Raw genomic sequence first — 24,699 nt, forward strand, 5'->3', positions numbered from 1 at the left:
TACCCCTGCACGAAGGGCATCCTAGCGCCGGGCACGCACCCGGATCGGCTGCATGGCGCGCGCAGGAGCGGAACAGTAACGGGCGGCGGCAACAAGGCCCAGCAGGGCCATAACGGGGGAAAGCATCTGGACAAAAGCGAACATCACGGTCCCTTTCCTGATCGGACACCTGTTACTCAACCGCGCCGATCGGGGCGGCGTCAATCAAAAAATACCGGCCCTGCGTGCAACCTTTACGCATTTGTCCATAAGCGAGGGCAGCGCCACGGCTGCGTCACCGGGGTAATGCACGCATCCCGCCGCCGCCATACTGTTGGGAAAGGCCGCAATCCGCGCTGCGTACACATCCACCAGCAGGGTGAAATGGGTGAAGACATGCTTCACCTGCCCCACCATGCGCCAGTGTGGTTGCAGGCGGGGCGCTGCCGGGGCAAGGCTCAGCGCCTCGGCCTCGGGCCACGGGTCATCGCGCCAGTGCGGCCCCGGCAGGCCCATCATGCCGCCAAGCAGCCCCTTTTCGGGGCGGCGGACCAGCAGCAGGCCCCCGGCTTCATCCACAAGGCAGAAATGCACGCCATGGCGCACGGGCCGCACGGGCTTGGGCGCCCGGCGCGGCAGGGTGGCGGCAATGCCCTGCGCATGGCCCGCGCAGGCTTCACGCCACGGGCACAGCACGCAGGCGGGATTGCGCGGCGTGCAGATGCCTGCCCCGAGGTCAAACAGGGCCTGCGCGAAATCGGAGGGGCGGGCTTTCGCCTGCGCATCCGCGTTCAGGGTTATGGCGCGGGCGGCAATGGCCTTGCGGGCACCGGGCAGCGGGTCGGTCAGGGCGAACAGGCGGCTGGTCACGCGCTCCACGTTGCCATCCACCGGCACCACGGGGCGGCCAAAGGCGATGGCGGCAATGGCCGCTGCCGTATAGGCTCCGACTCCCGGCAGTTCCAGCAACCCTTCCACCGTATCGGGAAAGCTGCCGCCCCGCGCCGCCACAGCCTGCGCGCAGGCGTGCAGGTTGCGCGCGCGGGCATAGTAGCCAAGCCCCGCCCACAGCGCCATGACCCGGTCCTGCGGGGCGCGGGCCAGCGCCGTGACATCGGGGAAGGCGGCAAGGAAGCGCTCGAAATAGGGCATGACCGCCGTAACCGTGGTCTGCTGGAGCATGATCTCGCTCAGCCAGACCCGATAGGGATCAATGTTCTGGCCGGGCAGCGCGCGCCATGGCAGAATGCGACGGTGCCGGTCATACCAGCGTAACAGATCGGTAGCACAAGGTAACACGGACCCGTTTATGACGAACCCGCCGCCACGCAGCAAGAAAAAGAACGAAGCCGCCGCCGCTCCCGAGCCGCCGCGCCGGGCCTTCCGTGCGCGCAGCATGGCCGCCCTGCTGCCACAGATCAGCCAGCCGGTCTTTCGCAAGCAGTCGGCTGCCGCGGTGCAGGTCATGACGGACTGGGCGGATATTGTCGGCCCCCATCTGGCCACCCTGACCGTGCCGCGCAAACTCTCGGCCGGCACGCTGACGGTGGGCTGCCAGGGGCCTGTGGCGATGGAACTGCAACACCTTGCCCCCACCGTTATTGCCCGCATCAACACCACCTGCGGGCACGGCGTGGTCAAGCGGCTGAAAATGGTGCAGGACCTGCTGGCCCCGCCCCAACAGGCCGCATCCCCTGCCCCGCCGCGCACACCGCCCCCGCCAGTGAAAATTGACGATATGCCCGACGGCCCGCTGAAAGAGGCGCTGGAATCGCTCGGCGGATGGCTCCGCGCCCGGCAGGACCGCTGAAAAACGAAAGTTTTTGGTGAGGCTTTTTCCAAAAAGCTTTGAAAGAACAGCGCCTTTTTAAAAAAGACGACACCCAAAACCTTTTATCTGTCAGGTGCCATCGGGTCGGCAGGGCCATCGCTCCAGCGTGGAGCCCACTGTCATGAAAACGCCCTGTTGTGAAGGTTTTCTACCGCGCAACATCACGGAACGGTGAGGTAACGGGGCTGGATATCTGGCCAATCCATGCCAATATCGGCTTTGCAATGGTACACAAAAGGAACCCGTCAGATGCGTAAGTTGGCCCTGCTGCTGGCTGTATCCATGGGACTGGTTGGCGTATTGCCCGCTCCTGCTGCCCATGCCTGGGGTGGTGGCTGGCGGGGTGGCCCGGGCTGGGGCGGCGGCTGGCACCGTGGCTGGGGCTGGGGTGGTTTTGGCATGGGCATGGCCGCTGGCACGGCGCTGGGTGTGGCCATGTCGCCCTATCGCTATCGCTACCGGCCTTATGGCTACGGGTATGGCTATCCGGTTTACGGCTATCCGCCGCCGCCCTACCCGGTTTATGCCTATCCGCCGCCACCACCCCCGCCACCTCCGGCCTATTACGGTTATTACCCCTAGGATCTGAGACGGAGGAAAGCTTCGTAAAGATGCCGTCCTTTAAAAAGACGGCACCCAAACACATTCAGGGACTACGGGCCGCCCGCACGAATTCACGGATCAACGCAGGCGACTTGATGCCGGGAGCCGTCTCCACCCCGGATGAAACATCCACCGCCCGCGCCCCGCTGCGGGCAACGGCCTCGCACACGTTATCGGGGCGCAGGCCACCGGCCAGCATCCACGGGGCCGGTGCCTGCCAACCCTCGGTCAGGCTCCAGTCAAACACCTGCGCATTGCCACCGGGGCGCTGTGCGCCTGCGGGCGGGCGGGATTCAATCACCAGACCATCCACAGTACAGCTTTGCGGCAGGTCGGCGCGGGTAGCGATACCGGCGGCCAGCCATGCCGGCACGCCAAACCGGGCGCGGATGGCGGCGGCACGGGCGGGGGTGTCATAGATCTGCACTCCATCGAGTGCGATCGTATCCAGCACGTGACGGATTTCATCATCCGTCGGGCGCACGAACAGGCCGATGGCGCGCGGGCCGCCGGGCGGCAGGCGGCGCACCAGCGGAGCGGCCTGCAGGGCCGTGACATGGCGGGGCGAGCGGCTGAAAAACACGAACCCCACCCAGTCGGCCCCGGCCGCACAGGCAGCGTCCAGTCCCACTTCGTCGCGGATGCCGCATATCTTGACCTTGACCGTCATGATGATCCCGCCGCCTTTTAATATGTAAATTTATAAAAGTTTCCGGGTGCCGCCTTTTTTCAAAAAGGCAGCGTTCTTTTCGAAGCTTTTTGAAAAAAGCTTCACCAAAAACTTTTTCTCAGGAGAGGGCCGTTTCCAGTTCGGCGGCAATCGCGGCAGCAGCGGCTGCCGTGTCTGCGGCACGGGTAATGGGGCGGCCCACCACAATCCAGTCTGCCCCGGCGGCACTGGCCTGTGCCGGGGTCATGACCCGCTTCTGGTCGCCCAGCGCGCTGCCTGCCGGGCGGATGCCTGGCACCACCAGCACCGGCTTATGACCAAGTGCCGCACGCAGCGGCGCGATCTCGTGCGAGGAACAGACCAGCCCATCCGCGCCGGAGTCCATGGCCAGCGCGCCAAGACGCAGCACCTGCGCCTCCACGCTGCCTTCCACCCCGGTTTCGTGCAGGGCGGCCTCGTCCATGCTGGTCAGCACGGTCACGGCCAGCAGCAGCGGGCGGGCGCCTTCGGGAAAGGTCTCGTCAATCGCCTTGCGGGCGGCGGCGATCATGGCGCGGCCACCGCTGGCGTGGATGGTCAGCATGGCAGGCCGGAGTGCGGCAAGGCTGCCAATGGCCGAGGCCACGGTGTTGGGAATGTCGTGCAGTTTCAGGTCAAGAAAAAGCGGGCTGTCGCCTGCCGCCTTGCGCACCGCATCGAGCCCGCAGGCATAGGTGAACTCAAGCCCCAGCTTGACCATGCCTGCATGCCCCGCCACCTGCTCGCGCCAGCGCACGGCCTGTGCCGTATCCTTGGTGTCGAGGGCAACGATCAGGCGGGTGGACCGTCCATGGCTCATTGGCGGTGCTCCAGAGGCAGAAATGGCGGGTTGGTCAGGATCAGGAATGCTCGGGGGGCTTGGGCAGTTGCGGGGCCGCCTCGGGGGCCGGGGCCACCTCGGGTGCGGGCTGCGTCTCGACCGGCGCGGCGGCATAAGCCTTGAGCATGGGGGAATCAGCCGGGGCCGATGTCAGGCCCTGAGGGCGGGCGGGCGCATCGGTATCAGGCAGGCTGGCGCGCAGGGTGCGCAGTTCCTGTTCGGCGCGGCGCGCGCGGCGGATCTGGCGCAGCACCACGATCCAGACACTGGCCGAGCCGGTGGCATAGAACAGGGCGGCCACCAGCAGCGCAAGCACGCCGGGGGATGACGTCCATTTCCACTGCAGCCATGACAGTTCCACGGGCGCCTGGTTGCAGGCCGCGAAAATGATCAGTGCCACCGTCACGGGCAGGGTGATGAAAAGACGTATCATGACCCTGTTCCCTACCCCCAACAACCAGCCCCTGCAAGAAAATCAATTCATACGGCGCTGGCTTGATCGCGTGGCACGGACATGGTTGCCTGTACCACACAGGGTGCAGGGAGCGGGGCAATGGGCAAGGTTGTCGTTTTTCGCAACACGGCGCGACGTGATGAATCCTGGGCGGTGGAAGCCCGCACCGGGCGCGAGACGCGCATCGCCAGCATCTATGCCACCCGCGCCGCAGCCGAGGCCGACTGCGTGTGGCGCAACAGCCAGGTCGCGGCCTATCGCGCCTTTCTTGAGCGCAATGCGGTGGCCGTGCCGCATTACAGCATCCGCCCCTATCGCCGCGCCGACCTGCCCCGCGCCTGGCGCCCGCTGCCCGCGCTGGGCTTTCTGCATGGGCAGTGCCGCTCATGAATGGATTGGTGCCGCCTTTTTGAAAAAAGACGGCATGCTTTCAAAGCTTTTTGAAAAAAGCTTCACCAAAAACATCTCCAGGTTTTCACGCTTCTTGTTTGCCACGGCCTTTGCGCCCGCCCGTCCTTGACGATCTGCCTGATCCGTTGCTGTCATACGTCCCGCCCGCGCGCCCTGGGGTGTGGTATAAAGCGCGGTCAGGCCCATGACAGGCCACCAGCCGATTGCAGCAAACGGAGATTTCATGACCGCGACCGCCTCCTCCCTTTCTCCCGTTCTGGAACAGGCGGACCGCACGCTCGATGCGGCCCTTGAGCGGCTTTTTGCCTTCCTGCGCATTCCCAGCATTTCCACCCAGCCTGAACATGCCGATGACTGCAGGCGCGCGGCACAGTGGCTGCGTGATGAACTCGATGGCCTCGGCTTTGACGTGACCCTGCACGAAACCCCCGGTCACCCCATTCTTGTTGCCCACGACCGCACGCCGCCCGCAGGCCCGCATGTGCTGTTCTATGGCCACTACGACGTGCAGCCCGTCGATCCGCTGGAATTGTGGGAAAGCGGGCCATTCGAGCCGAAGCTGGTCATGGGAGAAAATGGCACGAAGCGCATCGTCGCCCGGGGCGCATCGGATGACAAAGGCCAGGTCATGACCTTTATCGAGGCCATCCGCGCCATCCGCACGACAAACGGGCAGATGCCGGTGCGCATCTCGCTGCTGATCGAAGGCGAGGAAGAATGTGGCGGCCCCAGCCTGCTGCCCTTCATGGAAACGCACCGCGATGAACTGCGCGCCGATGTCGGCCTGATCTGCGATACCGCCATGCTGCCCGGCGTGCCCGCCATCACCACCACGCTGCGCGGCATGGTGGGCGAGGAAGTGCATCTGCGCTGTGCCTCCCGTGACCTGCATTCGGGCATTTATGGAAATGCCGCGCGCAACCCCGCCGAGGTGCTGTGCCGGGTGCTCTCCTCCATCCGCGATGAGGCGACCGGGCGGGTCACGCTGCCCGGCTTTTATGCAGGCGTGCACGACCCTGCCCCCGAACTGCGCGCGCGCTGGCGCGAGATTGCGCCCGATGACGCAACATTTCTGGGCGAAGTCGGGCTGTCGCGCCCGGCGGGTGAGAAAGGCTATACCGCCATCGAGCAGACATGGTGCCGCCCCAGCTTCGAGATCAATGGCATTTCCAGCGGTTATGCTGGCGCAGGCTTCAAGACCGTGCTGCCCGGCGAGGCCGTGGCCAAGGTGTCGTTCCGGCTCGTCGCCGGGCAGGACCCGGTGCATATCCGCCAGGCTTTCTGCAGCCATGTCCGCAACCTGCTGCCCGAGGACTGCACGGTTACCTTCACGCCCTGCGGCGGATCGGTGGCCAGCACCCTGCCCGATGATGCCTTTGGCCTGAAACCCGCCCTCAACGCACTGGGCGAGGAATGGAACACCCCTGCGGTGACCATCGGTTGTGGCGGCTCGATTCCGGTTGCCGCCGACATGCAGCGCGTGCTGGGCATGCCCGCCCTGCTGGTGGGCTTTGCGCTCGATGATGACCGCGCCCATTCGCCCAACGAGAAATATGACCTGACCTCCTTCCACAAGGGCATGCGCTCGTGGGTCCGCATCCTGCACGCCATGGCCACGACCGATGCCTGAGGTTACCCCTCCTCTTGCCCTGACCATGGGCGACCCGGCCGGGATCGGGCCGGAAATCACCGCAGGCGCCTGGCGGGCCATGCGGGCAGGTGATACGGCCTTTGCCGTGATTGGCGATGCAGCCCTGATTGCCCGCTCCGGCGTGCCGGTGCGCGAGATTGGCAGCATTGGCGAGGCCACGGGCGTGTTTGCCGATGCCGTGCCGGTGCTGCCGGTCACGCTGGCCGCCCCCGTTCACCCCGGCCAGCCGGACAGCCGCAATGCGGATGCCATCACCACATCCATCGCGCGCGCGGTGGAACTTGCTCGCCACGGGCATGCGGCGGGCGTGGTGACCAACCCCATCAGCAAGATCGTGCTCAAAAAGGCGGGGTTCGCCTATCCCGGCCATACGGAATATCTCGCCGCCCTATGCAACGTGCCGGGGCGCGAGGTGATGATGCTGGCCTGCCCGGAGCTGCGCGTGGTGCCCGTCACGATTCATGTCAGCCTGCGCCGCGCGCTTGATGAACTCACTACCGAAGGCATCATCGCCGCCACCCGCACCACCTATGCGGCCCTGATCCGGGATTTCGGCATTGCCCGCCCACGCATCGCCATGGCGGGGCTGAACCCGCATGCGGGCGAAGGCGGCACCATGGGCACGGAAGAACAGACCATCATCATCCCCGCCATCGAGGCGCTGCGCGCACACGGCATGGATGTAAGCGGCCCGTGGCCACCGGACACCATGTTCACGCCTCCCGCTCGCGCGCGCTATGACGTGGCGATGTGCATGTATCACGATCAGGCGCTGATCCCGCTCAAGACCATCGACATGACGCAGGGGGTCAACACCACGCTGGGGCTGCCCATCATCCGCACATCGCCCGATCACGGCACCGCCTTCGATATTGCAGGCCACGGCACGGCTGACCCTTCCAGCCTTGTCGCAGCCCTGCGCATGGCCATGCAGATGGCCGAACACAGGAACAGGTCATGAGCGCATCTTCTCCCGCCGCCATCCGGCTGGGCGTAAACATCGATCACGTCGCCACCGTGCGCAATGCACGCGGCGGCACGCATCCCGACCCGGTAAAAGCCGCCCTGCTGGCCCAGAAATCGGGGGCTGATGGCATTACCGCCCACCTGCGCGAGGACCGTCGCCACATCCGTGATGCCGACCTTGAGCGCCTGCGCGCGGAACTTGCCATTCCGCTGAACATGGAAATGGCCGCAACCGAGGAAATGACCACCATCGCCACCCGCCTGCGCCCCCATGCGTGCTGCCTGGTGCCCGAACGGCGGCAGGAAGTCACGACCGAGGGCGGGCTGGACGTGCTGGGGCAGGCCGCAACGCTGGCCCCGCGCATTGCACGACTCAATGACGCGGGCATCCGTGTTTCGCTGTTCATCGACCCCGATGCCGCGCAGATTGAAACCGCGGCAAAACTGGGCGCCGCCGTGGTGGAACTGCATACCGGCGCCTATGCCGATGCACCCGATACGGCTGCCCGCGCGGTGGAGCTCGGCCGCCTGACCATAGGCGCCGCCCATGCCGCGCGGTGCGGGCTGGAAGTGCATGCGGGCCACGGCCTGACTTACGATAACGTGCCCCCCATCGCAGCCCTGCCGCAGGTGATGGAACTCAATATCGGGCATTTCCTGATCGGGCAGGCCATTTTTGACGGGCTGCCCGCGGTCATCGGGCACATGAAGGCCGTGATTGCTGCGGCGCGGGCGTGATGAAGCCACGGCAAGGCAGATAAAAGTTTTTGGGTGCTGCCTTTTTTCAAAAAGGCGGTGTTCTTCGAAGCTTTTTGAAAAAAGCTTCACCAAAAACTTTTATGATTTCAGTGTTTTATTGGGGCTGCTTTTTCAGGCAGTCTCCAAAGGCACGACCACCGGACCAAAGGGGCACGCCTGCCCCCTCCGCCCGGTTCATCATCAGCCCCCCGTGCCCCCCACGGTCAGGCCGGTCATTTTAAGGGTGGGCTGGCCCACGCCCACCGGCACGCCCTGACCGGACTTGCCGCAGGTGCCGATGCCGGGGTCAAGGGCGGGTTCACCGCCAATCATGGTCACCTTGGTCATGGCATCCGCGCCATTGCCGATCAGCGTGGCGCCACGCACGGGGGATGTGATCCTCCCATCCTCGATCATGTAGGCCTCGGATGCGGCGAACACGAACTTGCCCGATGTGATATCCACCTGCCCGCCGCCAAAATTGACGGCATACAGCCCGCGCTTCGTGCTGCGGATCATGTCTTCGGTCGTGGCATCGCCGCCGAGCATGATGGTGTTGGTCATGCGCGGCATGGGCGCATGGGCATAGGACTGGCGGCGGCCATTGCCGGTGGGGGCAACGCCCATCAGGCGGGCGTTGAGGCGGTCCTGCAGGTAGCCGGTCAGGATGCCATCCTCGATCATGACCGTGCGGCCCGTGGGCGTGCCTTCATCATCAATGGTCAGGCTGCCGCGCCGCTCGGGGAGCGTGCCATCATCCACCACGGTTACGCCAGGGGCCGCCACGCGCTGGCCCATCAGCCCGGCAAAGGCGGACGTGCCCTTGCGGTTGAAATCGCCCTCAAGCCCGTGACCCACAGCCTCGTGCAGCAGGATACCGGGCCAGCCCGCGCCGAGCACCACCTCCATCTCGCCCGCAGGCGCGGGGCGGGCATCAAGATTGACCAGCGCCATGCGCAGGGCCTCGTCCACCGCGTTCTTCCACACTTCGGGGGCCAGCAGGCGACTGTAGGCATAGCGCCCGCCCAGCCCGTGGCCGCCGCTCTCGCGCCGCCCGTCGAGCTCCACCACCACTGACACGTTCAGCCGCACCAGCGGGCGGATATCGGCCATGCGCTGCCCGTCGGGCCGCAGGATCTGGATGGCCTGCCACTCCGCCGAGAGCGAGGCCATCACCTGCACCACGCGCGGGTCACGCGCGCGGGCATAGGCATCAAGCTCCGACAGCATGGCCGCGCGCGACGCGAATTCACCCTCCGCCAGCGGGTTGATGTCGGGATAGAGGCGATGATTGGTTGAACGGGGGCCTGCCGCCAGCGTGCCCGAACGGCCCGCGCGCACCTGGCTTACGGTCTCGGCCGCGCGGCGGATCGCGCTTTCGCTGATTTCATCGGAATGGGCGAAGCCGGTTTCCGTCTCCAGCACGGCACGCAGGCCGAAGCCTGATGACGTATCGAAAGTTGCGGAGCGGATGACGCCTTCATCAAGCGAAATGCCCTCGCTTTCACGATATTCCAGGAAAAGCTCGCCATCATCCATCCCTTCGAGCGCCTGCTGCACAAGGCGCTCGGCATCGGGGCGGCCAAGGCGGGCACCGGCGCGTTCAAAGAACAGGGCATCGGTTGCGGCCAGCGGGGTAAGACCCTGAAGGGATGAGGGCATGAAAAGACGACTCCGGTTTGGCGGAACAGGAAAAACACGAACGCTCGGGCCGCGCAGGCCGGGAGGGCACACAGCATAGCCGGTTTCACACCCTATGGAAAAGCAGGGACATGTTCATGACAGCCATCATGCCTGAAAATGAACTTCCCTCCATCTGCATGGTTTCCCTTTGTGATAGGCAGGCAAGGCAGGGCATGTTGCACGGATCATATTCAGCTTTTTATTATCTGGAGAATTGGCGTCTCGTGAAAGTTTTACTCCTGTGCGGTTCAAACCTGTCCCGGTCCGCGCCCCGCCAGGCCGGGCTCGTGCTGGCCAGCATTCTTTATGCGGGCACGCCCGCCCTGGCCCAGACAGCGCCTGAGTCCACGCAGGCCACGCCCATTGCCCAGACTCCCGCTGCCATCCCGTCCGCGCCACCCACCGGCACGGAACGGACAGCAGCGGCACCGTCGGCCCCTGCGCCCGCCGCCAGCCCGGACACGGCGGGGGAGCAGGTCTATTCGGTGCCAACGCCCGAACCGCTTTCGGGGAGCGGAAGCATGCCACCTGCACCAGCCGCCACCACGCCATCCGCAGGCCCCACGCCGCCGCAGGCCGCGTCGGGCACTGCTACGCCCCCCATGCCCGCAGGCGGTGGCGCGCCCGCGCCCACGGCCCCGCAGCAGGACGCAGCCCCGGCCAGTCCGCCCACGGCCATGCCGGGTCCGGCCAGCGCCGACCATGCCGACGCCACCCCGCCAGGCACCCAGCCCGCGCAGACCATGCACAAGGATGGCCCGGCATCGAGCGGCAGCAGCCCGGTTCCGCCAGCCGACGCCCTGCTATCCGATGCGGCAGCACCCGCGGCCCTGGCCCAGGACCTGCGCCCGCCCTCGATCGCACTTGACGGCCTGTTCCAGGCCATTGGCGAGGCGCATATCTACACCGATGCCAAGACCGCCGCCGACGCCATACCCGATGAAGCGCCAGCCGACCTCATGGCGCAGTATAACCTCGCCCGCCAGCGCCCCGATTTCTCGCTCAAGGACTTCGTGGCCCAGCACTTCACCCTGCCCGAGCGCAAGACCGTCTCCTACCAGCGCACGCCGGATGAAAACGTGCGCGACTACATCGTAGGCATGTGGGAAGTGCTCAGCCGCCCGCCCGACACGCAGGTGGCCTATTCCTCGCAACTGCCCCTGCCGTTTACCTATGTGGTGCCCGGTGGCCGTTTCAGTGAACTGTATTACTGGGACAGCTACTTCACCATGATCGGCCTGTACGAAAACCAGAAGATCGACCTCATGCGCGACATGGTGCGCGACATGGCCTCGATGATCGACCGGTACGGCCATATCCCCAACGGCAGCCGCACCTATTACCTCAGCCGCTCGCAGGCGCCGTTCTTCTCGCTGATGGTCGACCTGCTGGCCATGCATGACGGGCAGGTGGCCTACACCACCTTCCTGCCCGAACTGCAGGCGGAATACGACTACTGGATGGACGGCCAGGATTCCGTAGCCCCCGGCAGCGCCTACCGCCATGTGGTGCGCCTGCCCGATGGCACGATCATGAACCGCCACTGGGATGACCGCGACACCCCGCGTGATGAAAGCTACCCGCAGGACATCGCCACGGCCGCCGAGTCCAGCCGCCCCAAGAACGAGGTGTACCGCGACCTCCGCGCGGGTTCCGAAACCGGGTGGGACTTCAGCTCGCGCTGGCTGGCGGACGGGCATACGCTCTCCACCATCCACACCACGGAACTGCTGACCGTGGAACTCAACTTCCTCATTCCGCACCTGCAGCAGACTTTGGCCCACGCCTATGACCTGAAGGGCAACAAGGAAGAAGCAGCCCGTTACGCGCACCTGGCCGAAGAGCGCATCAGCGCGGCACAGCGCATCCTGTGGGATGAGCGCCGCGCGGCCTATATCGATTATGACTGGAAAAAGGGCGAATCGACCTCCATCCTGTCAGGCGCGACGGTCGTGCCGCTGTTCTTGCAGATGGCAACGCCCGAGCAGGCCAAGGCCGTATCCGAAACCGTGCGCAAGAACCTGCTCAAGGTGGGTGGCCTGATCGCCACCGAGCGCACCAATAGCGGCCAGCAGTGGGATGCCCCCAATGGCTGGGCTCCGCTGCAGTGGATGGCGGTCAAGGGCTTTAACCAGTACGGCTATGACCAGTTGGCCAGCGACATCGCGGCCCGCTGGATGGGCCGCGTGATCGGCACTTACGAGAAATCGGGCGTGCTGCTGGAAAAATATGACGTGGTCAATCCCTATATCAGCCCCAAGGGCGGCAAGGGCGGCGGCGAATACCCGATGCAGATCGGCTTTGGCTGGACCAACGGCACGCTGCTTGGCCTGATGAACCGCTACCCGCAGAACACCCGCGTGGTGCTTGACCGCAACCCGGCGGCGGATCAGCCCTCGCCCCAGCCCCTGCCGCCCATGAACGCCTATGGCGTGCAGAGCGATGCCGATGCGCTGAACCGCTACACCCAGCCCACCGTAACACTCACCCCGCGCCCGGTGGCCCCCACCCCCACGCTGCCGCAGGTTTCAAGCGTGGGCGCCAGCGCACCGATCCCGACCACCGAAATACCACCCAGCCCAGCGCCCGCGCAGGCTACGACCCCGGCCACGCCGCCTGCTGAAGCACCTGCGGCAAACGCCCCCCCGGCAGAGGCTGGCGCACCGGCAGCCCCGGCTTCGCAGCCTGCCCCGGCAGCGCCCGCGGCGCAGGATACTGCCAGCGCGCCTGCTGCCTCAACGCCACCTGCGGCCACTCAGCCCGCGCCGTCTGCGGCCCCTGAAGCAGGCACGCCGCCCGCAGCCCAACCAGAACCGGCGCACGCCCCGGCCAGCGATGCGACAGCGCCTGCAAACCAGCAGCCCGCGCCCGCAAGCCCGGCCACACCGCCACAACCGGCCCAGCCGTAAAAAACACAAAGGGGGAAGATCAGCAGGTCTTCCCCCCTTTTTTGATGAAGCTTTTTTCAAAAAGCGTCAGAAGAACGTCGCCTTTAAAAAAGGCGACACCCCAAAAACTTTTATTATTTCAGAAAATACGAAAACAGGCCGGTCACCCAAGGGCGACCGGCCTGCAAATCTGGTCGGAGTGAGAGGATTCGAACCTCCGGCCCCTGCGTCCCGAACACAGTGCTCTACCAGGCTGAGCTACACTCCGTTGCAGGCGGCTATACTAGCCTGCTCCGTTTTGTGCAAGGGGATAGATAAAAAGTTTTACAGTGTCGTCACCACATCCGGCACGCCCGAAGGGGCCGGAAGTGCTGCAAGGGCGGCCATGAGGGTGGCCACATCCGGCACCACCGCGAACAGGTCGCGCGCGCTTGGTGAGGCAAACCCATCCTCGATACAGGTATCGATCATGGCCAGCAGCGGATCAGCCCAGCCTGCGATGTTGACGATATAGATCGGCTTGTCATGCTGGCGCAGTTGCCGCCAGGTCATGATCTCGATCGTCTCGTCAAACGTGCCCAGGCCGCCGGGCATGACCACAAAGGCATCCGAGCACGCAAACATGCGCGCCTTGCGGTCGTGCATGCTGTCGGTCACGGTCAGGTCGGTCACGCCTTCATGCATGATCTCGCGTGAATGCAGAAAGCGCGGGATCACACCCGTCACCGTGCCCCCTGCCGCAAGCGTGGCATCGGCCACCGTGCCCATCAGGCCAACATGCCCGCCCCCATAGACCAGCCGCACGCCCGCCTGCCCCAGCGCCGTGCCCAATGCGCGCGATTGCGCGGCATATTCCGGCCGCGAGCCGAAACGTGATCCACAAAAAACCGCTACAGATGAAATCCGCATCTATCCAGCTCAGCTCCCGCAAGATTGGTCATGTGCCGCGCCCTTCAGCGCGGCAGGAATTTCAACGCCATGGTGACACCCACGCCCGCCAGCGTAAACAGGGCCGAGACCACAAACAGCGCCCCGTAGCCCATTGTCTGGATCACAAGCCCCAGCAGCGGGCCGGACAGCCCCACGGCAATATCAAGAAACACGGAAAAAGCCCCCAGGGCCGCCCCCCGGTTCTCCGCCCCCACGCGGCCTACGGCCAGCACCCCCATGGCGGGAAACACCAGCGAGAATCCGGCCCCTGTCAGCGCGGCCCCAAGGGCCGCGCCCTCCACGCTAGAGCACTGCCACAGCACAAGCAGGCCCAGCGTTTCGACCAGCAGGGAGATGAGGGTGACCTGCAACCCGCCCCGACGGTCTATCTGCCGGGCGAACAGGAAGCGCATCATCACGAAGGTCAGGCCGAAACCGGCCAGCGCCACGGCAGCGCCATTCCAGTTGTTATGGGCATAGAACAGCGCCAGGCAGGCGGAAATGGTGCCAAACCCCACCGACCCGCAGGCCAGCACCGCGCCATGGGGCAGCACGCGCATGAACACCTGCCCAAATGGCATGGGCGGTGCCTTGGATGGCACGGGCGGCACCGGCGCATACTGACGGGCCAGCACGAAACCGAACAACGTCAGCCCCGCCGAGAGCGCGCCCACCATGGTCAGCCCGCCATAGGGCATGGGCAGCCCGGACAGGACCTGCCCGATCGGCGCGCCAAGGGCGATGCCGCCATAAGAGGTCACGCCATTCCACGAGATCACCTGCGCGGTGCGCCCTGCCCCCACGCGGCCGATATTCCACATGATGGCGCCCGTAGCTGTCCAGCTTTCGCCTATGCCCAGCATCACGCGGCTCAGGATCAGCAGCCCGATCGACAGGGCGGCAAAATGCAGCAGCACGCCCGAGGCCAGCAGCATCAGCCCCGAGAGCGTGCACATGGCCAGCCCCACGATGACCGAAGGCTTGGCGCCACGCCGGTCAGTCTGCCGCCCGGCGCCTGCGCGCGAGGCGAAGGTTGCGAGATACTGGACCGAGACCGCCATGCCCGCCAGCACGGTATTGTAGCCCAGCACCTGATGCACAAAAACCGGAATAACCGCCATCGGCAGGCCGATATCGATGTAACACAGCAGATTGAACAGCACGACGGGCAGTATCCGCCGTGTCGGTGACGCCGATGATGCCTGCGGCCCGGTCATGATATGCCTGCACTCCCCATAAAAAACGAACGCACCGCACCGGCGCGCATGACAACCCTGATTTCCCGCGCCGCAAAAGAGCTTGGGCACAACGCCGGATACGGCTTATGGAAAAAACTGAAAAAACCAACCCGCAACCATTCGTTCCCGCACCACAGCCCCGTGCAGGATGCATGGAAACGCATCAATCGCCACGAAGGAAACAGCTTTCATGACGCAACGCCCCACCCCCGATGCCGGCGGCTACACCACGCTTTCCACCCGCACGGCCTATGAAAACCCATGGACCCGCGTGCGCGAGGACATCATCCTGCGCCCAAACGGCCGCGAGGGGCTGTACGGCGTGGTGGAGCGTGGTGATTTTGTCGTGATCCTGCCCTTGTGGGAGGGGCCGGACGGCCCGCGCGTGACCTTGATCCGCCAGTACCGCTATCCCATACAAAAGCGGATGTGGGAACTCCCCATGGGCATGTGGGAACACCGCCCCGACGCCACGCCCGAGGATGTGGCGCGCGGTGAACTGCGCGAGGAAACCGGCCTGCTGGCTACAGAAATGCGCGATGCGGGGCTGATGTATCAGGGTGCGGGCTACACCACCCAGAAAGGCCGCGCCTATCTTGCCACCGGGCTGACGCAGGGTGCCCACGAGCGTGAGGTGACGGAGGAGGACATTACCTGCCACACCGTCCCCCTGTCCGAGATGGAGGCGATGATTCTTGACGGCCGGATCACCTGCATGGTCACGATCGCGGCCTTTGGCCTGATCCGGGCGCGGGGCTGGATCTGAACGCAGGAGAAGCGCGCCGTGGAAAAAGTTTCTGGTGAAGCTGTTTTTCAGAAAGCTTCAAAGAACGCCGCCTTTTTGAAAAAAGGCGGCACCCAAAAACTTTTTCCTTTTACCAGTCGTCTAAACTGAAACGTCCAGATCACGCCGCAGCGGCGTCAGGTAGCGCTCGAGATTGACGCGCAGCGGCATGAGGTAGGTATTGCCACCCGCGCTGGCCACGACATCCATCATCTGCCGGGCAAAGGTGATATTGGCCTCAAGGGTTGGCTCGAACCCATGGGGGAAGATGACATGGTTCGTCGTCTCCCAATACGAGCGCGATTTTGGCCCCACCACGGGCGAGATGCCCCAGAACACGTTTTCCCCGTGCAGCCAGTTCATGCACAGGTCAAGCATGGGCAGGTCGAATATGGGCTGGGTAAAGAAGCCGATGGCACCGGCTTCCTTCTTGCGCGCAATCGCCTCCATTTCCTGATACGGGGCACGGCGATACGGGTCGAACGCGGCATAGACATCAAGATGCGGCGCCTCGCGGCGGTAACGCGCAATCACGCTCTCGCTGCTGTTGGGATAGGTACGGTGCCGCAGGTCCGATGGCGGGTCACCCTTGACCACCAGCACTTCGCGCAGGCCCGGATCATCCGCGCCCGGCAGGGGGGCGTCGGGCGCGATGTCGATGGCGCGGATATGCGGCACCACGCGCGAAAACACCGGGCGCACGAGACGCGCCGCCTCCCAGCTGCGCAGCGGAAAGCGCAGCAGGTCGGGGATATTGATCATCCCGGCATCAGGGAACAGCCGGGCGACTTCATTGGCATCACGCAGCAGGGTTTCCGCATCACGCGGGATCAGTTCAACAGATGTCAGGGTCATGAGCGTGCCTGCCCCGTTACGATCAGGCGGGCGGCATCAAGGGTGTTGCGCAGCAGGCAGGCAATGGTCATTGGCCCCACGCCGCCAGGCACGGGCGTAATCAGGCCCGCGCGTTCAACAGCCTCGTCAAACTTTACATCACCCACCAGCCGCGTCTTGCCCGAAGGCAGTGTGATGCGCGAAATGCCCACATCGATGACCGTAGCGCCGGGCTTGATCCAGTCGCCGCGCACCAGTTCGCGCACGCCGGTCGCCACCACCACGATATCGGCCTGCCGGGCCAGGGCTGCCGTATCGCGCGTGTCGATATGCGCCACGGTGACGGTGCAGCCCTCCTGCAGCAGCAGTTCGGCCATGGGGCGGCCAACGAGGTTCGACGCGCCGATCACCAGCGCATCCTTGCCGCGCATGTCGCCCACGTAGTGGCGCAGCAGCAGCAGGCAGCCTAGCGGGGTGCATGGCACGAGGCCCGGCAGCCCCAGCGCCAGCCGCCCGGCATTGACCACGCCCAGCCCGTCCACGTCCTTCTCGGGCGCGATGGCGTTGGTCACGGCCACGGGGTCAAGACCCTTGGGCAACGGCAGTTGCACGAGGATGCCATGAATCTCGGGATCGACATTGAGCCGTGCGATCAGCGCGAGCAGTTCCTCCTGCGAGGTGGTGGCGGGCAGCATGTGCATGAACGAGCGCATGCCCGCGCGATGGGTCTGGAGCGCCTTGTTGCGCACATAGACCTCGCTTGCGGGGTCATTGCCCACCAGCACCACGGCAAGGCCGGGGGTGATGTGATGCTTTTCATAAAAGGCGCTGACATCGGCCGCGATATCCTGCGTGAGGCGGGTGGCGAAACCCTTGCCATCAATCAGGCGCGCGCGAGACGACCCTTGGGCATCGGATAGTGCTGGACCGGTCATCATCCCCTCCGGAAAACGAACATGCAATGCGTGCAGATACGGCAAGAAGCCCTGCCACGACAATCAGGGTGGGCCGTTTTTTTTAGGCAGCCGCGTAAAAGCCAATTTTTGTGCTGCGGTGGTGGGGAAAGTGAGATGAAGGGAGTATCTGGTAATAGCTTCCGCTTTCGCCCTCATGGAGGACACCCAAGCGGTTATGACAGTTGCTCGAAAGCCGACATGAAGTCTCCATTACTCCGCTGGCAACCCTTTGAGATATATCCGGTGACGTTTTCGCCAGTTTCGCCTATTTGGACGAGGTCAACTTGCCCTTGAACCCATCAAACAGACGTTCGAGCATGAGACGCTGCCGGCCATTGATCGATTGACCGGCCAAATTCTTCCAGAAACGGGCTTTCTCGATGACTTTTCCAGAACCAGTTCGCACGATCAAAGGCGCGATCCAGAGCCCCTCAGAAGCCACTACATCCTCTAGCAGCCTGTCGGGTTGGGGTACCCTGTGAAGGGGGGCGATTGTAAGGTGGTGTGATGAGCAGCTTCATCCCGTTTGACCGGTCTCAGCCGTATCTTCTGCCGCCTGATCTGAAGTCGTGGCTTCCTGCTGATGATATGGCGCATTTCATTGTAGCCGCCGTTGAGCGGGTTCCGATGAGTGCGTTCTGCGTGCCAGTGCGCACGGGAGGCAAGGCGCAGTATCATCCGCGCCTGATGCTGGCCCTTCTGATCTTCAGCTATGCGAACGGGTTGTTTTCCTCACGCCGGATCGAGCGGGCGACATATCGCGACATCGGGGTGCGATTCGTGGCGGCGAACCTGCATCCGGATCATGATACGATTGCGACCTTCCGCCGGACGAACCGGACAGCCATTGAAGCTGCATTTGCGCAGGTCCTGCTTCTGGCGCGCGAGACGGGTCTGCTGCGTCTGGGCGTGGTGTCGATCGACGGCACGAAAATCGATGCTGACGCATCGAAATACCGTTCGGTGCGCTACGACCGGATCAGGGCGCTGCGCGAACAGCTGGCTGTGGATATCGCGAAACTGATGGACCAGGCGGAGCATGCGGACGTCACAGACAGAGATCCGCAGGCATTGCCGGAAGAGCTTGCCCGGCGGGAAACGCTGAAAGCGAAGCTGGACGAAGCCTGCGCCCGGCTGGAAGCTGATGCGAAGGCGCAGGCTGAAACGGCGCGACCGGCCTACGAGAAGAAGAAAGCCGCTTATGATGCGAAAACAGGGCGTCGCGGCCGGGCGCCCAAACCGCCCGATGATGAACCACCACCCGACCGACAGATCAGTCTGACCGATCCCGACAGCCGCCTCATGCGGCGTTCGGACGCCCACGAGTTCCGGCAGGCTTACAATGCCCAGGCCGTGGTGTGCGCCGAAGGCAGCCAGTTGATCGTGACAACCGACGTTGTCGCCACATCAGCGGATGCGCCGTCCTTTGCCGACACGGTGCTGTCGATGGAAGACACAATCGGTCTCCCAAAGACAGTGCTCGCCGATACCGGTTACGCCAGCGGGCAGGCGGTCCGGAAACTGCGGGAAAAGGGCATTGATCCGCTGGTCGCCATTGGACGGCCCTGTGCCCGCAGACCTTACGACTTCCGACCCCGGCCCGCAGAAAGGGAGCCACGCCGGATAACCGAACCCTGGCGGCTTGCCATGAAGGACAGGCTGGAAACTACAGAAGCCGGAGATCTTTACAGACGACGAAAACAGACCGTGGAGCCGGTCTTTGGAATTATCAAAAGCATCATGGGCTTCAGAAAATTCAGCCTGCGTGGCCTTGCAAAAGTCACGACCGAATGGACACTCGTTGCTCTCGCATACAACTGTAAAAGAATGGCGCGGCTTCAGGCAGCATAAGCCAGGTCAGCCTTGGCGTTATCAGCCGCAAAATGCCCAACCCGACAGGCTGCTAGATGCCATAAAGATTCCTGACCTTAGATATGAACTTCGATTTTTTGTGATATACAATTATGTTGGACATCGCTTGAAAAGCCCATTTGTTATTTGCATCTTATTGGAAAATTCATATGAAAAATGACAAAAAACTATTAGTTCTATACTTGAAGATCGTAACTTCATTCGTATTTGGCGCAATTATTGGCTATATAATCGCAAGCCTGTCGGGCATTAAACCGTCCTTTGTTCCCTTAGTTTCAGCCGTTCTTGGACTTCTAGTCGCATTTTCAATGCCGTTGTGGCAGGCTCTATTTGTAAATGCTCCCAATCTATCAGTGGAAATAAGTGCAATTAAGCGAACAGTAAGTGATACAGCCATAATATCTCTTGATGACGACCCGGAAATACGCCCTCTGATAACCACCAGAAAACGTCAGTCATTGCCTTTTGACGATGAAAGCAATATATTAAATGTCAAGCGCCAGGTAAAAAGAGGGTATACTCTCGCGCAAACTGAGGAACTATTAGCTAATGCAAAGCAGAGCCTGCGGGACCTGCCGTCTCAAATAGAGGAGCGCAAGAAAGAACTAGATCGAGTCAATGCCCTGACCTCGACAACACTAACCAAATACGAATGTGATAGATTGAATTCCCCTCTTTATCCAGAGGTTGATTTTGACCCATCTTCCCCTGAAAAAAGCCTCGATGCCCTTCGAGAGGCCTATCAGAAGCGGCTAGAGAGGCTCGAAAAACGGTATACAGATCTTCAAAGTAATTTGCCAGCTTGGGAACGAAAAATCGAATTACTCAAAAAGGAACTTTTTGACAATCGCTCATACTTTACCGTATCCGCCTCATTAATAAACTCTGGCCGTACTAATACAGCAGTTAAAGTTCCGTCTCTGCTTCGAGTTTCGATTGGCGAGGGAAATTATATTGACATAAAGTTAAGCTTGAAGGATTTTGAGGACAAGTCTGAGATATCAGCTAATGGTACAAGAATTGTCGTCTTCGAATCATCGGAAGTGTCATCCCTCCCAGAAGATGATCGAAACCTGATTAACACTTACTGGGGGCAATCGGTTAGTTCTCGCTTATTTATAGAAGATATTCATTCCAATATATATTCATCAAACACTATTGCCTTCGCCGAAGGTCTATACCAAAAGATCATCTACGATCGCCTTGCACGCGCTGCTAGCACAGAGGAAAAGAGGTGAATCGTCGTGCCAGCGCTCAACCCGTTCCTCCACCAGACTTATGTAAAATTCTGCGTAGACTGGTGAATTAAAAACATTAAGCGTTTTTTTCCGGGCTTGTTTGGAAAATCGGTAAGATGGACTTCAAGCTCTGGATGTGGACGCCAAGCAGTGGGACCGGATGGTCAGCATCTCCCGAAAGACGAAATGCTCTCCGTCTAACATGACAGACCAGGAATGGGGGCAACTCATGCCTTTGACGCCTCGCCCAAAGGGGCGTGGAAGGCCGCTACACCAACCCTAGGGCAGCGGTGATCGACAGACAAGTATCTGTTGTAGACAAGCAACTTTTGGCGACCAGAACCGTTGATCACAGAGCAATATGTCGGCGAGTACAACGAGTTTTCGCATGATCGCGATGATGATGACCGTGCCCCGAATGTTCCCTTAATTTTAGGTTAGAGTCTGTGGATTATTATATGCTTTATTGGCATATTAAGTAAAAGCCTATGCCATTCTATTAGGCTCCACACGGAACGGATAGTGATGACCTTTCGACCACGGATCACTTCATCCAGCCCTATCAGGCGCTTTGCTTTCAGGGATTGCCGTTCGCATTGCCCTTTGAATGCTATTCCTTTTGCAGTGCGTCGACGCCCGCTCATGAGACCCTGTGCGATTGCGTCAACGCAAGCTGGTTTCCGTCCACGCGTCTGTCCCACACATCAATCCTGCATCTGACTATGAATGACCTTAAGGATGTTAGGTGGCCCAAGCGTTTTTTATATAAATGTCAGCTTTCTGATTATTATTTCTCACGAACGGACTTTCTGTTCCCCCCCCCAACAGTCACATTCCCACCCGATATACTTTGCCCATACAAAAAGGGCCGGGACACCTTGCCCCGGCCCTCACACCAATCCGTTCAGTTCACCCGATCTTACTGATCGTCATCATCACCAGTCGGCGCATCGTTATCATCGGCATTAGGGCTGACCGCCACAAACACGCTCTGCCCGTTACGCACCACGCGCAGCAGCACCGAGTGATTGGCCTGGAAAGCCTGCCTTATGGCCGAGACGGTAGCGCGCGGGTTTTCAACCGGCACTTCGCCCACTGCCTGGATGACATCACCAGCATGGATACCGGCCTGCTCGGCGGGTGAGCCGGGCTGCACGTCGCTCACCACCACGCCGCGCACGCTTTCCTCCAGCCCGAGCTGCTGGCGCAGGTCAGGCGTAAGGGGGGCAAGGGTTACGCCCAGCTTCGGGCCCTTGTCGGCATCATGCGCGTTGTCGCCCACCGTGCCATCTGCCGTGCCGCCCTTGCCCAGGCTTGAAATCAGCACCGTTGCCGTCTGCGGTTTGTTGTTGCGCAGGTAGGACAGCGATGCCTTGGTGCCGGGCGTAATGGAGGCCACATTGACTGCCAGCGTATGGGGCGTATCGATATTCTGCCCGTTCAACTGGGTCACCACGTCACCAGCCTTGAGCCCTGCCTTCTCGGCCGGGCTGCCGGCACTGACACTGGCCACCAGCGCCCCGGTGGCAGGCGCACCCGTGGCCGAGGGCTTCAGCCCCAGCGCGCTGGCCATCGACGGCGTGATTTCCTGCGCCGTAACACCCAGATAGCCACGCGTGACATGGCCGGTCTTTTCAAGCTGCTCGACAATGTTCTTCACGGTATCGGACGGAATGGCGAAACCAATGCCGATCGACCCGCCCGAAGGCGAGAGGATGGCGGTGTTCACACCCACCACCTTGCCATCCTGCGTGAACAGCGGGCCGCCGGAATTGCCGCGATTGATGGGCGCATCCACCTGAATGAAGGAATCATACGGCCCATCGCCAATATCACGCCCGCGCGCGGAAACGATGCCCGCCGTGACCGTGCCGCCAAGCCCGTACGGATTGCCAACGGCCACCACCCATTCGCCCGGCTCGACCTTGTCGGAGTCGCCAAGTTCGATAAAGCGCAGCTTGCCCGAGGGCGAGACCTTGAGCAGGGCGATATCGGTCTTTGAATCGCGGCCCACGATCTTGGCGGGCAGCGCCGTGCCATCATCAAGCGTGACCGTAACCTTGGTTGCGCCCTTGACCACATGGTTGTTGGTCACGACGTAGCCATCGGGCGAAATGACAAAGCCCGAGCCACGCGCCTCAACCGTGTGGTGCGCCTGCTGCGGCATCATCTGGAAAGGGAACGGGAACGGAAAGCCGCCGGGCATGCCGCCACCGCCGCCCATGTCCTCGCCCGTGTCAGCATCCTTGATGCGGGCCGTGATCGAGACCACCGCCGGTTTGACCTGCTTGACCAGGTTGACGAAGTTGGGGAGCTGCTGGATCTGGGTATCGGGGCGGATGACCCCGGTTTCATCGGCCCGCGCCACAGGGGCGCAGGCCAGCCCGGCCCCGACAACCGTGCTGGCCACCAGAGAGGCCAGCAACCGCGTGCGAAACCGGCGGGAGGAAAGGGTGTTCGACCGTATTACGTCTGACATGGCATCCCTGAGCATGGAGGTCCTGCTGAAATCTCGAAACAACGGGGCGGGACTGGCCGCCTGGGCATGACAGTCCCATTCCCTGCATTGTGCCGCAAGAGAGCCGACCCGTGTTATACCGTTGCATGACAAATAGGTTAGGCGCGCTTATGGGCAAAAAAATCCCGTAGCAGCGCCCCGGCCTCGCGCTCGCGCACGCCGCCCACCGTTTCGGGCCGGTGCAGGCAGCGTGGCTGCGCGAACACCCGCGGGCCATGCTCCACACCGCCGCCCTTGGGGTCATAGGCGCCAAACACGATCCGGCCGATACGGAAATGCACCGCCGCCGCCGCACACATGGGGCATGGCTCAAGCGTGACATAAAGCGTGCAGTCCGCCAGGCGCTGGCCGCCACGCAGGCGGGTTGCAGCGCGCATGACCTGCATTTCGGCATGGGCGGAAGGGTCATGCCACTCCTCCACCCGGTTGCCCGCGCGCGCGAGCACCTGCCCCTGTGGCCCGGCAAGGGCGGCCCCCACCGGCACCTCACCACGCAGCGCAGCGGCCCGCGCCTCAGCCATCGCAATATCCATGAAATAAGCCGGGAGCGGACGTGTCATGCCCATATGATACCCAGCCCCACCGCCACGGACCAGTCCCGCGCAAGGGCACAACTTTTCCATGATTGGCGCAACCGTGCCCGGCCCTGATGGTTAACCGTTTACGGGACGGGCGTTACAGCCGCCCCTCCTCATGAAAACGGATTGGAGCACACGCACCCCACAAGCGGAAGGAATGGTCATGCACATGCTTTCGCTCATTCTGGCAACAGCCGCGATTGTGGCGGGTCTGGCCTCATCCAATGACCTGCACCCTGCCGCACGCTCTGCCGAGACCTGCCTGCTGACGTGTGCCCTGCGCTGAGAATTATTTGTAATAACCTGTAAAATATAAAAGTTTTTGTCAGTACACTCTTCAGGGCAGCGGCAGGTCGTTCACGGTCACGATGCGCCACCCCTCCGGCAGGCGCTCGATCACGCTCAGCGCCAGGTTCTGGATGGAGAAATGCAGCGCCGTTTCGGGGTGAACGCGCAGGGCATGGGCCAGGGCCGCACGAATGGCGCCCCCATGGCTGACCACCACCATGTCCCACCCCTCATGCTCGGCGGCGAGCCGGTCAAGACAGGCCCCCACGCGCGAGCACACCTGTACCATGCTTTCCCCCTGCGGCGGCAGTTCGGTTGCCCCCACCGACCAGAACGGATGAGCGGGCAGGCTCAGCTTGTCAGGCAGCGTATCATGCGTAATGCCGTGCCACTCGCCCATCGACTGTTCGGTCAGGTCAGGCTCCACACACCATTCATGCGGGCCATAACCAGCCTTCTGGATGGCGCGCGCGGTATGCTGGGTGCGTGACAGCGGCGAGGTAAACCACAAGGCCGGTTTGGGCAGGCGGTGGGCCAGCGTTTCGTACATCCCGCGCTGCGCCACGAGGCTGTCGGGGCAGAGCGGCACATCCATCGCCCCATACAGCCGCATGCGGGCATTCTGCTCCACCAGGGCATGGCGGATCAGCCAGAAGCGGGTCACCCCCGTCTCCAGTTGCGGGGTATCAAGAAAATTGCCGTGGTTGATCTGTATCGTCACACCGGAAAT

The 24,699-nt window shown here is 62.7% G+C and carries 26 protein-coding genes and 1 tRNA gene; 11 read left to right on the plus strand and 16 right to left on the minus strand.

All coding sequences use genetic code 11. The annotated features are described in order from the left end of the window. Window positions 1–21 precede the first annotated feature (21 nt). Window positions 22–144, minus strand: a complete 123-nt coding sequence (locus tag R5N89_RS13390) for a hypothetical protein (RefSeq protein WP_354680686.1) — start codon at window positions 142–144, stop codon at window positions 22–24. Window positions 145–204: 60 nt separating this feature from the next. Continuing rightward, on the minus strand, window positions 205–1,278 hold the full coding sequence (mutY, locus tag R5N89_RS13395; protein ID WP_110569674.1) for an A/G-specific adenine glycosylase: 1,074 nt from the start codon (window positions 1,276–1,278) through the stop codon (window positions 205–207). A gap of 10 nt (window positions 1,279–1,288) precedes the next feature. Here mutY and R5N89_RS13400 point away from each other — a divergent pair, with 10 nt between their 5' ends. After that, entirely contained in the window at window positions 1,289–1,789 is a 501-nt protein-coding gene (locus R5N89_RS13400; protein ID WP_110569653.1) for a DUF721 domain-containing protein, read from the plus strand. A 270-nt stretch (window positions 1,790–2,059) separates the two neighbouring features. Then, on the plus strand, window positions 2,060–2,392 hold the full coding sequence (locus R5N89_RS13405) for a hypothetical protein (protein ID WP_110569654.1): 333 nt from the start codon (window positions 2,060–2,062) through the stop codon (window positions 2,390–2,392). Window positions 2,393–2,456: 64 nt separating this feature from the next. Here the strand turns inward: R5N89_RS13405 and R5N89_RS13410 are convergent, their stop codons facing one another. From R5N89_RS13410 to R5N89_RS13420, 3 genes are all read right to left on the minus strand, one after another. Further along, complete coding sequence (locus tag R5N89_RS13410) at window positions 2,457–3,083, minus strand: phosphoribosylanthranilate isomerase (protein WP_110569655.1); 627 nt, start codon at window positions 3,081–3,083, stop codon at window positions 2,457–2,459. Between the two features lie 118 nt (window positions 3,084–3,201). Continuing rightward, on the minus strand, window positions 3,202–3,921 hold the full coding sequence (gene pyrF / locus R5N89_RS13415) for an orotidine-5'-phosphate decarboxylase (protein ID WP_110569656.1): 720 nt from the start codon (window positions 3,919–3,921) through the stop codon (window positions 3,202–3,204). A gap of 40 nt (window positions 3,922–3,961) precedes the next feature. After that, window positions 3,962–4,375: a LapA family protein gene (locus R5N89_RS13420; protein ID WP_110569657.1), complete on the minus strand. Its 414-nt coding sequence runs from the start codon at window positions 4,373–4,375 to the stop codon at window positions 3,962–3,964. A gap of 120 nt (window positions 4,376–4,495) precedes the next feature. Between R5N89_RS13420 and R5N89_RS13425 the strand changes: the two genes are divergently transcribed. Then, window positions 4,496–4,786 carry a hypothetical protein gene (locus tag R5N89_RS13425; protein WP_110569658.1) on the plus strand — a complete coding sequence of 97 codons (291 nt, stop codon included), beginning with the start codon at window positions 4,496–4,498 and terminating at the stop codon, window positions 4,784–4,786. Here the strand turns inward: R5N89_RS13425 and R5N89_RS13430 are convergent. Further along, window positions 4,781–5,032 (minus strand): hypothetical protein, encoded by a 252-nt coding sequence (locus tag R5N89_RS13430; RefSeq protein ID WP_146220220.1) that lies wholly within the window; start codon window positions 5,030–5,032, stop codon window positions 4,781–4,783. The two genes, R5N89_RS13425 and R5N89_RS13430, sit on opposite strands and share 6 nt — an antisense overlap. Between R5N89_RS13430 and R5N89_RS13435 the strand changes: the two genes are divergently transcribed. Genes R5N89_RS13435 through R5N89_RS13445 form a run of 3 tightly spaced genes read left to right on the plus strand, consistent with a single transcriptional unit; the run spans window position 5,031 to window position 8,162 of the window. Then, window positions 5,031–6,437, plus strand: a complete 1,407-nt coding sequence (locus R5N89_RS13435) for a M20/M25/M40 family metallo-hydrolase (protein ID WP_110569675.1) — start codon at window positions 5,031–5,033, stop codon at window positions 6,435–6,437. The genes R5N89_RS13430 and R5N89_RS13435 overlap by 2 nt on opposite strands. Then, complete coding sequence (pdxA, locus tag R5N89_RS13440; RefSeq protein ID WP_110569660.1) at window positions 6,430–7,419, plus strand: 4-hydroxythreonine-4-phosphate dehydrogenase PdxA; 990 nt, start codon at window positions 6,430–6,432, stop codon at window positions 7,417–7,419. Before R5N89_RS13435 ends, pdxA begins: the two co-directional genes overlap by 8 nt. Then, entirely contained in the window at window positions 7,416–8,162 is a 747-nt protein-coding gene (locus tag R5N89_RS13445; RefSeq protein WP_110569661.1) for a pyridoxine 5'-phosphate synthase, read from the plus strand. Before pdxA ends, R5N89_RS13445 begins: the two co-directional genes overlap by 4 nt. Before the next feature lie 201 nt (window positions 8,163–8,363). Here R5N89_RS13445 and tldD read toward each other — a convergent pair whose 3' ends face one another. Continuing rightward, window positions 8,364–9,824 carry a metalloprotease TldD gene (tldD, locus tag R5N89_RS13450; protein ID WP_110569662.1) on the minus strand — a complete coding sequence of 487 codons (1,461 nt, stop codon included), beginning with the start codon at window positions 9,822–9,824 and terminating at the stop codon, window positions 8,364–8,366. 764 nt (window positions 9,825–10,588) lie between these two features. Between tldD and treF the strand changes: the two genes are divergently transcribed. Further along, window positions 10,589–12,754 carry an alpha,alpha-trehalase TreF gene (treF, locus tag R5N89_RS13455; protein WP_110569676.1) on the plus strand — a complete coding sequence of 722 codons (2,166 nt, stop codon included), beginning with the start codon at window positions 10,589–10,591 and terminating at the stop codon, window positions 12,752–12,754. Window positions 12,755–12,924: 170 nt separating this feature from the next. Here treF and R5N89_RS13460 read toward each other — a convergent pair. From R5N89_RS13460 to R5N89_RS13470, 3 genes are all read right to left on the minus strand, one after another. Next, window positions 12,925–13,001, minus strand: a tRNA-Pro gene (locus tag R5N89_RS13460). A gap of 56 nt (window positions 13,002–13,057) precedes the next feature. Continuing rightward, window positions 13,058–13,642, minus strand: a complete 585-nt coding sequence (locus R5N89_RS13465; RefSeq protein ID WP_110569663.1) for a TIGR00730 family Rossman fold protein — start codon at window positions 13,640–13,642, stop codon at window positions 13,058–13,060. A 44-nt stretch (window positions 13,643–13,686) separates the two neighbouring features. Next, on the minus strand, window positions 13,687–14,880 hold the full coding sequence (locus tag R5N89_RS13470) for an MFS transporter (RefSeq protein WP_110569664.1): 1,194 nt from the start codon (window positions 14,878–14,880) through the stop codon (window positions 13,687–13,689). 211 nt (window positions 14,881–15,091) lie between these two features. Here R5N89_RS13470 and R5N89_RS13475 point away from each other — a divergent pair, with 211 nt between their 5' ends. Continuing rightward, entirely contained in the window at window positions 15,092–15,667 is a 576-nt protein-coding gene (locus R5N89_RS13475; protein ID WP_110569665.1) for an NUDIX hydrolase, read from the plus strand. Window positions 15,668–15,787: 120 nt separating this feature from the next. On the opposite strand, the gene R5N89_RS13480 is transcribed toward R5N89_RS13475, so the two are convergent. The 3 genes from R5N89_RS13480 to R5N89_RS13490 form a co-directional block, all read right to left on the minus strand. Further along, on the minus strand, window positions 15,788–16,540 hold the full coding sequence (locus R5N89_RS13480; protein ID WP_110569666.1) for a methylenetetrahydrofolate reductase: 753 nt from the start codon (window positions 16,538–16,540) through the stop codon (window positions 15,788–15,790). After that, complete coding sequence (gene folD, locus R5N89_RS13485) at window positions 16,537–17,454, minus strand: bifunctional methylenetetrahydrofolate dehydrogenase/methenyltetrahydrofolate cyclohydrolase FolD (RefSeq protein WP_110569677.1); 918 nt, start codon at window positions 17,452–17,454, stop codon at window positions 16,537–16,539. Before folD ends, R5N89_RS13480 begins: the two co-directional genes overlap by 4 nt. Before the next feature lie 286 nt (window positions 17,455–17,740). Next, the gene (locus tag R5N89_RS13490) at window positions 17,741–17,917 is read right to left on the minus strand and encodes a hypothetical protein (protein ID WP_244192225.1); all 177 of its coding nucleotides are present in this window, start codon (window positions 17,915–17,917) and stop codon (window positions 17,741–17,743) included. Window positions 17,918–17,982: 65 nt separating this feature from the next. Between R5N89_RS13490 and R5N89_RS13495 the strand changes: the two genes are divergently transcribed. Continuing rightward, entirely contained in the window at window positions 17,983–19,326 is a 1,344-nt protein-coding gene (locus R5N89_RS13495; RefSeq protein ID WP_233043190.1) for an IS1182 family transposase, read from the plus strand. Window positions 19,327–19,496: 170 nt separating this feature from the next. Then, window positions 19,497–20,585, plus strand: a complete 1,089-nt coding sequence (locus R5N89_RS13500; protein WP_146220199.1) for a hypothetical protein — start codon at window positions 19,497–19,499, stop codon at window positions 20,583–20,585. Window positions 20,586–21,504: 919 nt separating this feature from the next. Here R5N89_RS13500 and R5N89_RS13505 read toward each other — a convergent pair. Both R5N89_RS13505 and R5N89_RS13510 read right to left on the minus strand, forming a co-directional pair. Continuing rightward, window positions 21,505–23,079: a Do family serine endopeptidase gene (locus R5N89_RS13505; protein ID WP_110568701.1), complete on the minus strand. Its 1,575-nt coding sequence runs from the start codon at window positions 23,077–23,079 to the stop codon at window positions 21,505–21,507. Window positions 23,080–23,201: 122 nt separating this feature from the next. Continuing rightward, window positions 23,202–23,669 carry a nucleoside deaminase gene (locus tag R5N89_RS13510; RefSeq protein ID WP_110568699.1) on the minus strand — a complete coding sequence of 156 codons (468 nt, stop codon included), beginning with the start codon at window positions 23,667–23,669 and terminating at the stop codon, window positions 23,202–23,204. Between the two features lie 175 nt (window positions 23,670–23,844). On the opposite strand from R5N89_RS13510, the gene R5N89_RS13515 reads away from it, so the two are divergent. Further along, window positions 23,845–23,967, plus strand: coding sequence for a hypothetical protein (locus R5N89_RS13515; RefSeq protein WP_354680952.1), 123 nt, complete (start codon window positions 23,845–23,847; stop codon window positions 23,965–23,967). A 51-nt stretch (window positions 23,968–24,018) separates the two neighbouring features. Here the strand turns inward: R5N89_RS13515 and R5N89_RS13520 are convergent, their stop codons facing one another. Next, entirely contained in the window at window positions 24,019–24,690 is a 672-nt protein-coding gene (locus R5N89_RS13520) for a histidine phosphatase family protein (RefSeq protein WP_110568697.1), read from the minus strand. Window positions 24,691–24,699 lie beyond the last annotated feature (9 nt).

This window comes from Komagataeibacter sucrofermentans DSM 15973, from assembly GCF_040581405.1.
Taxonomy (GTDB): domain Bacteria; phylum Pseudomonadota; class Alphaproteobacteria; order Acetobacterales; family Acetobacteraceae; genus Komagataeibacter; species Komagataeibacter sucrofermentans.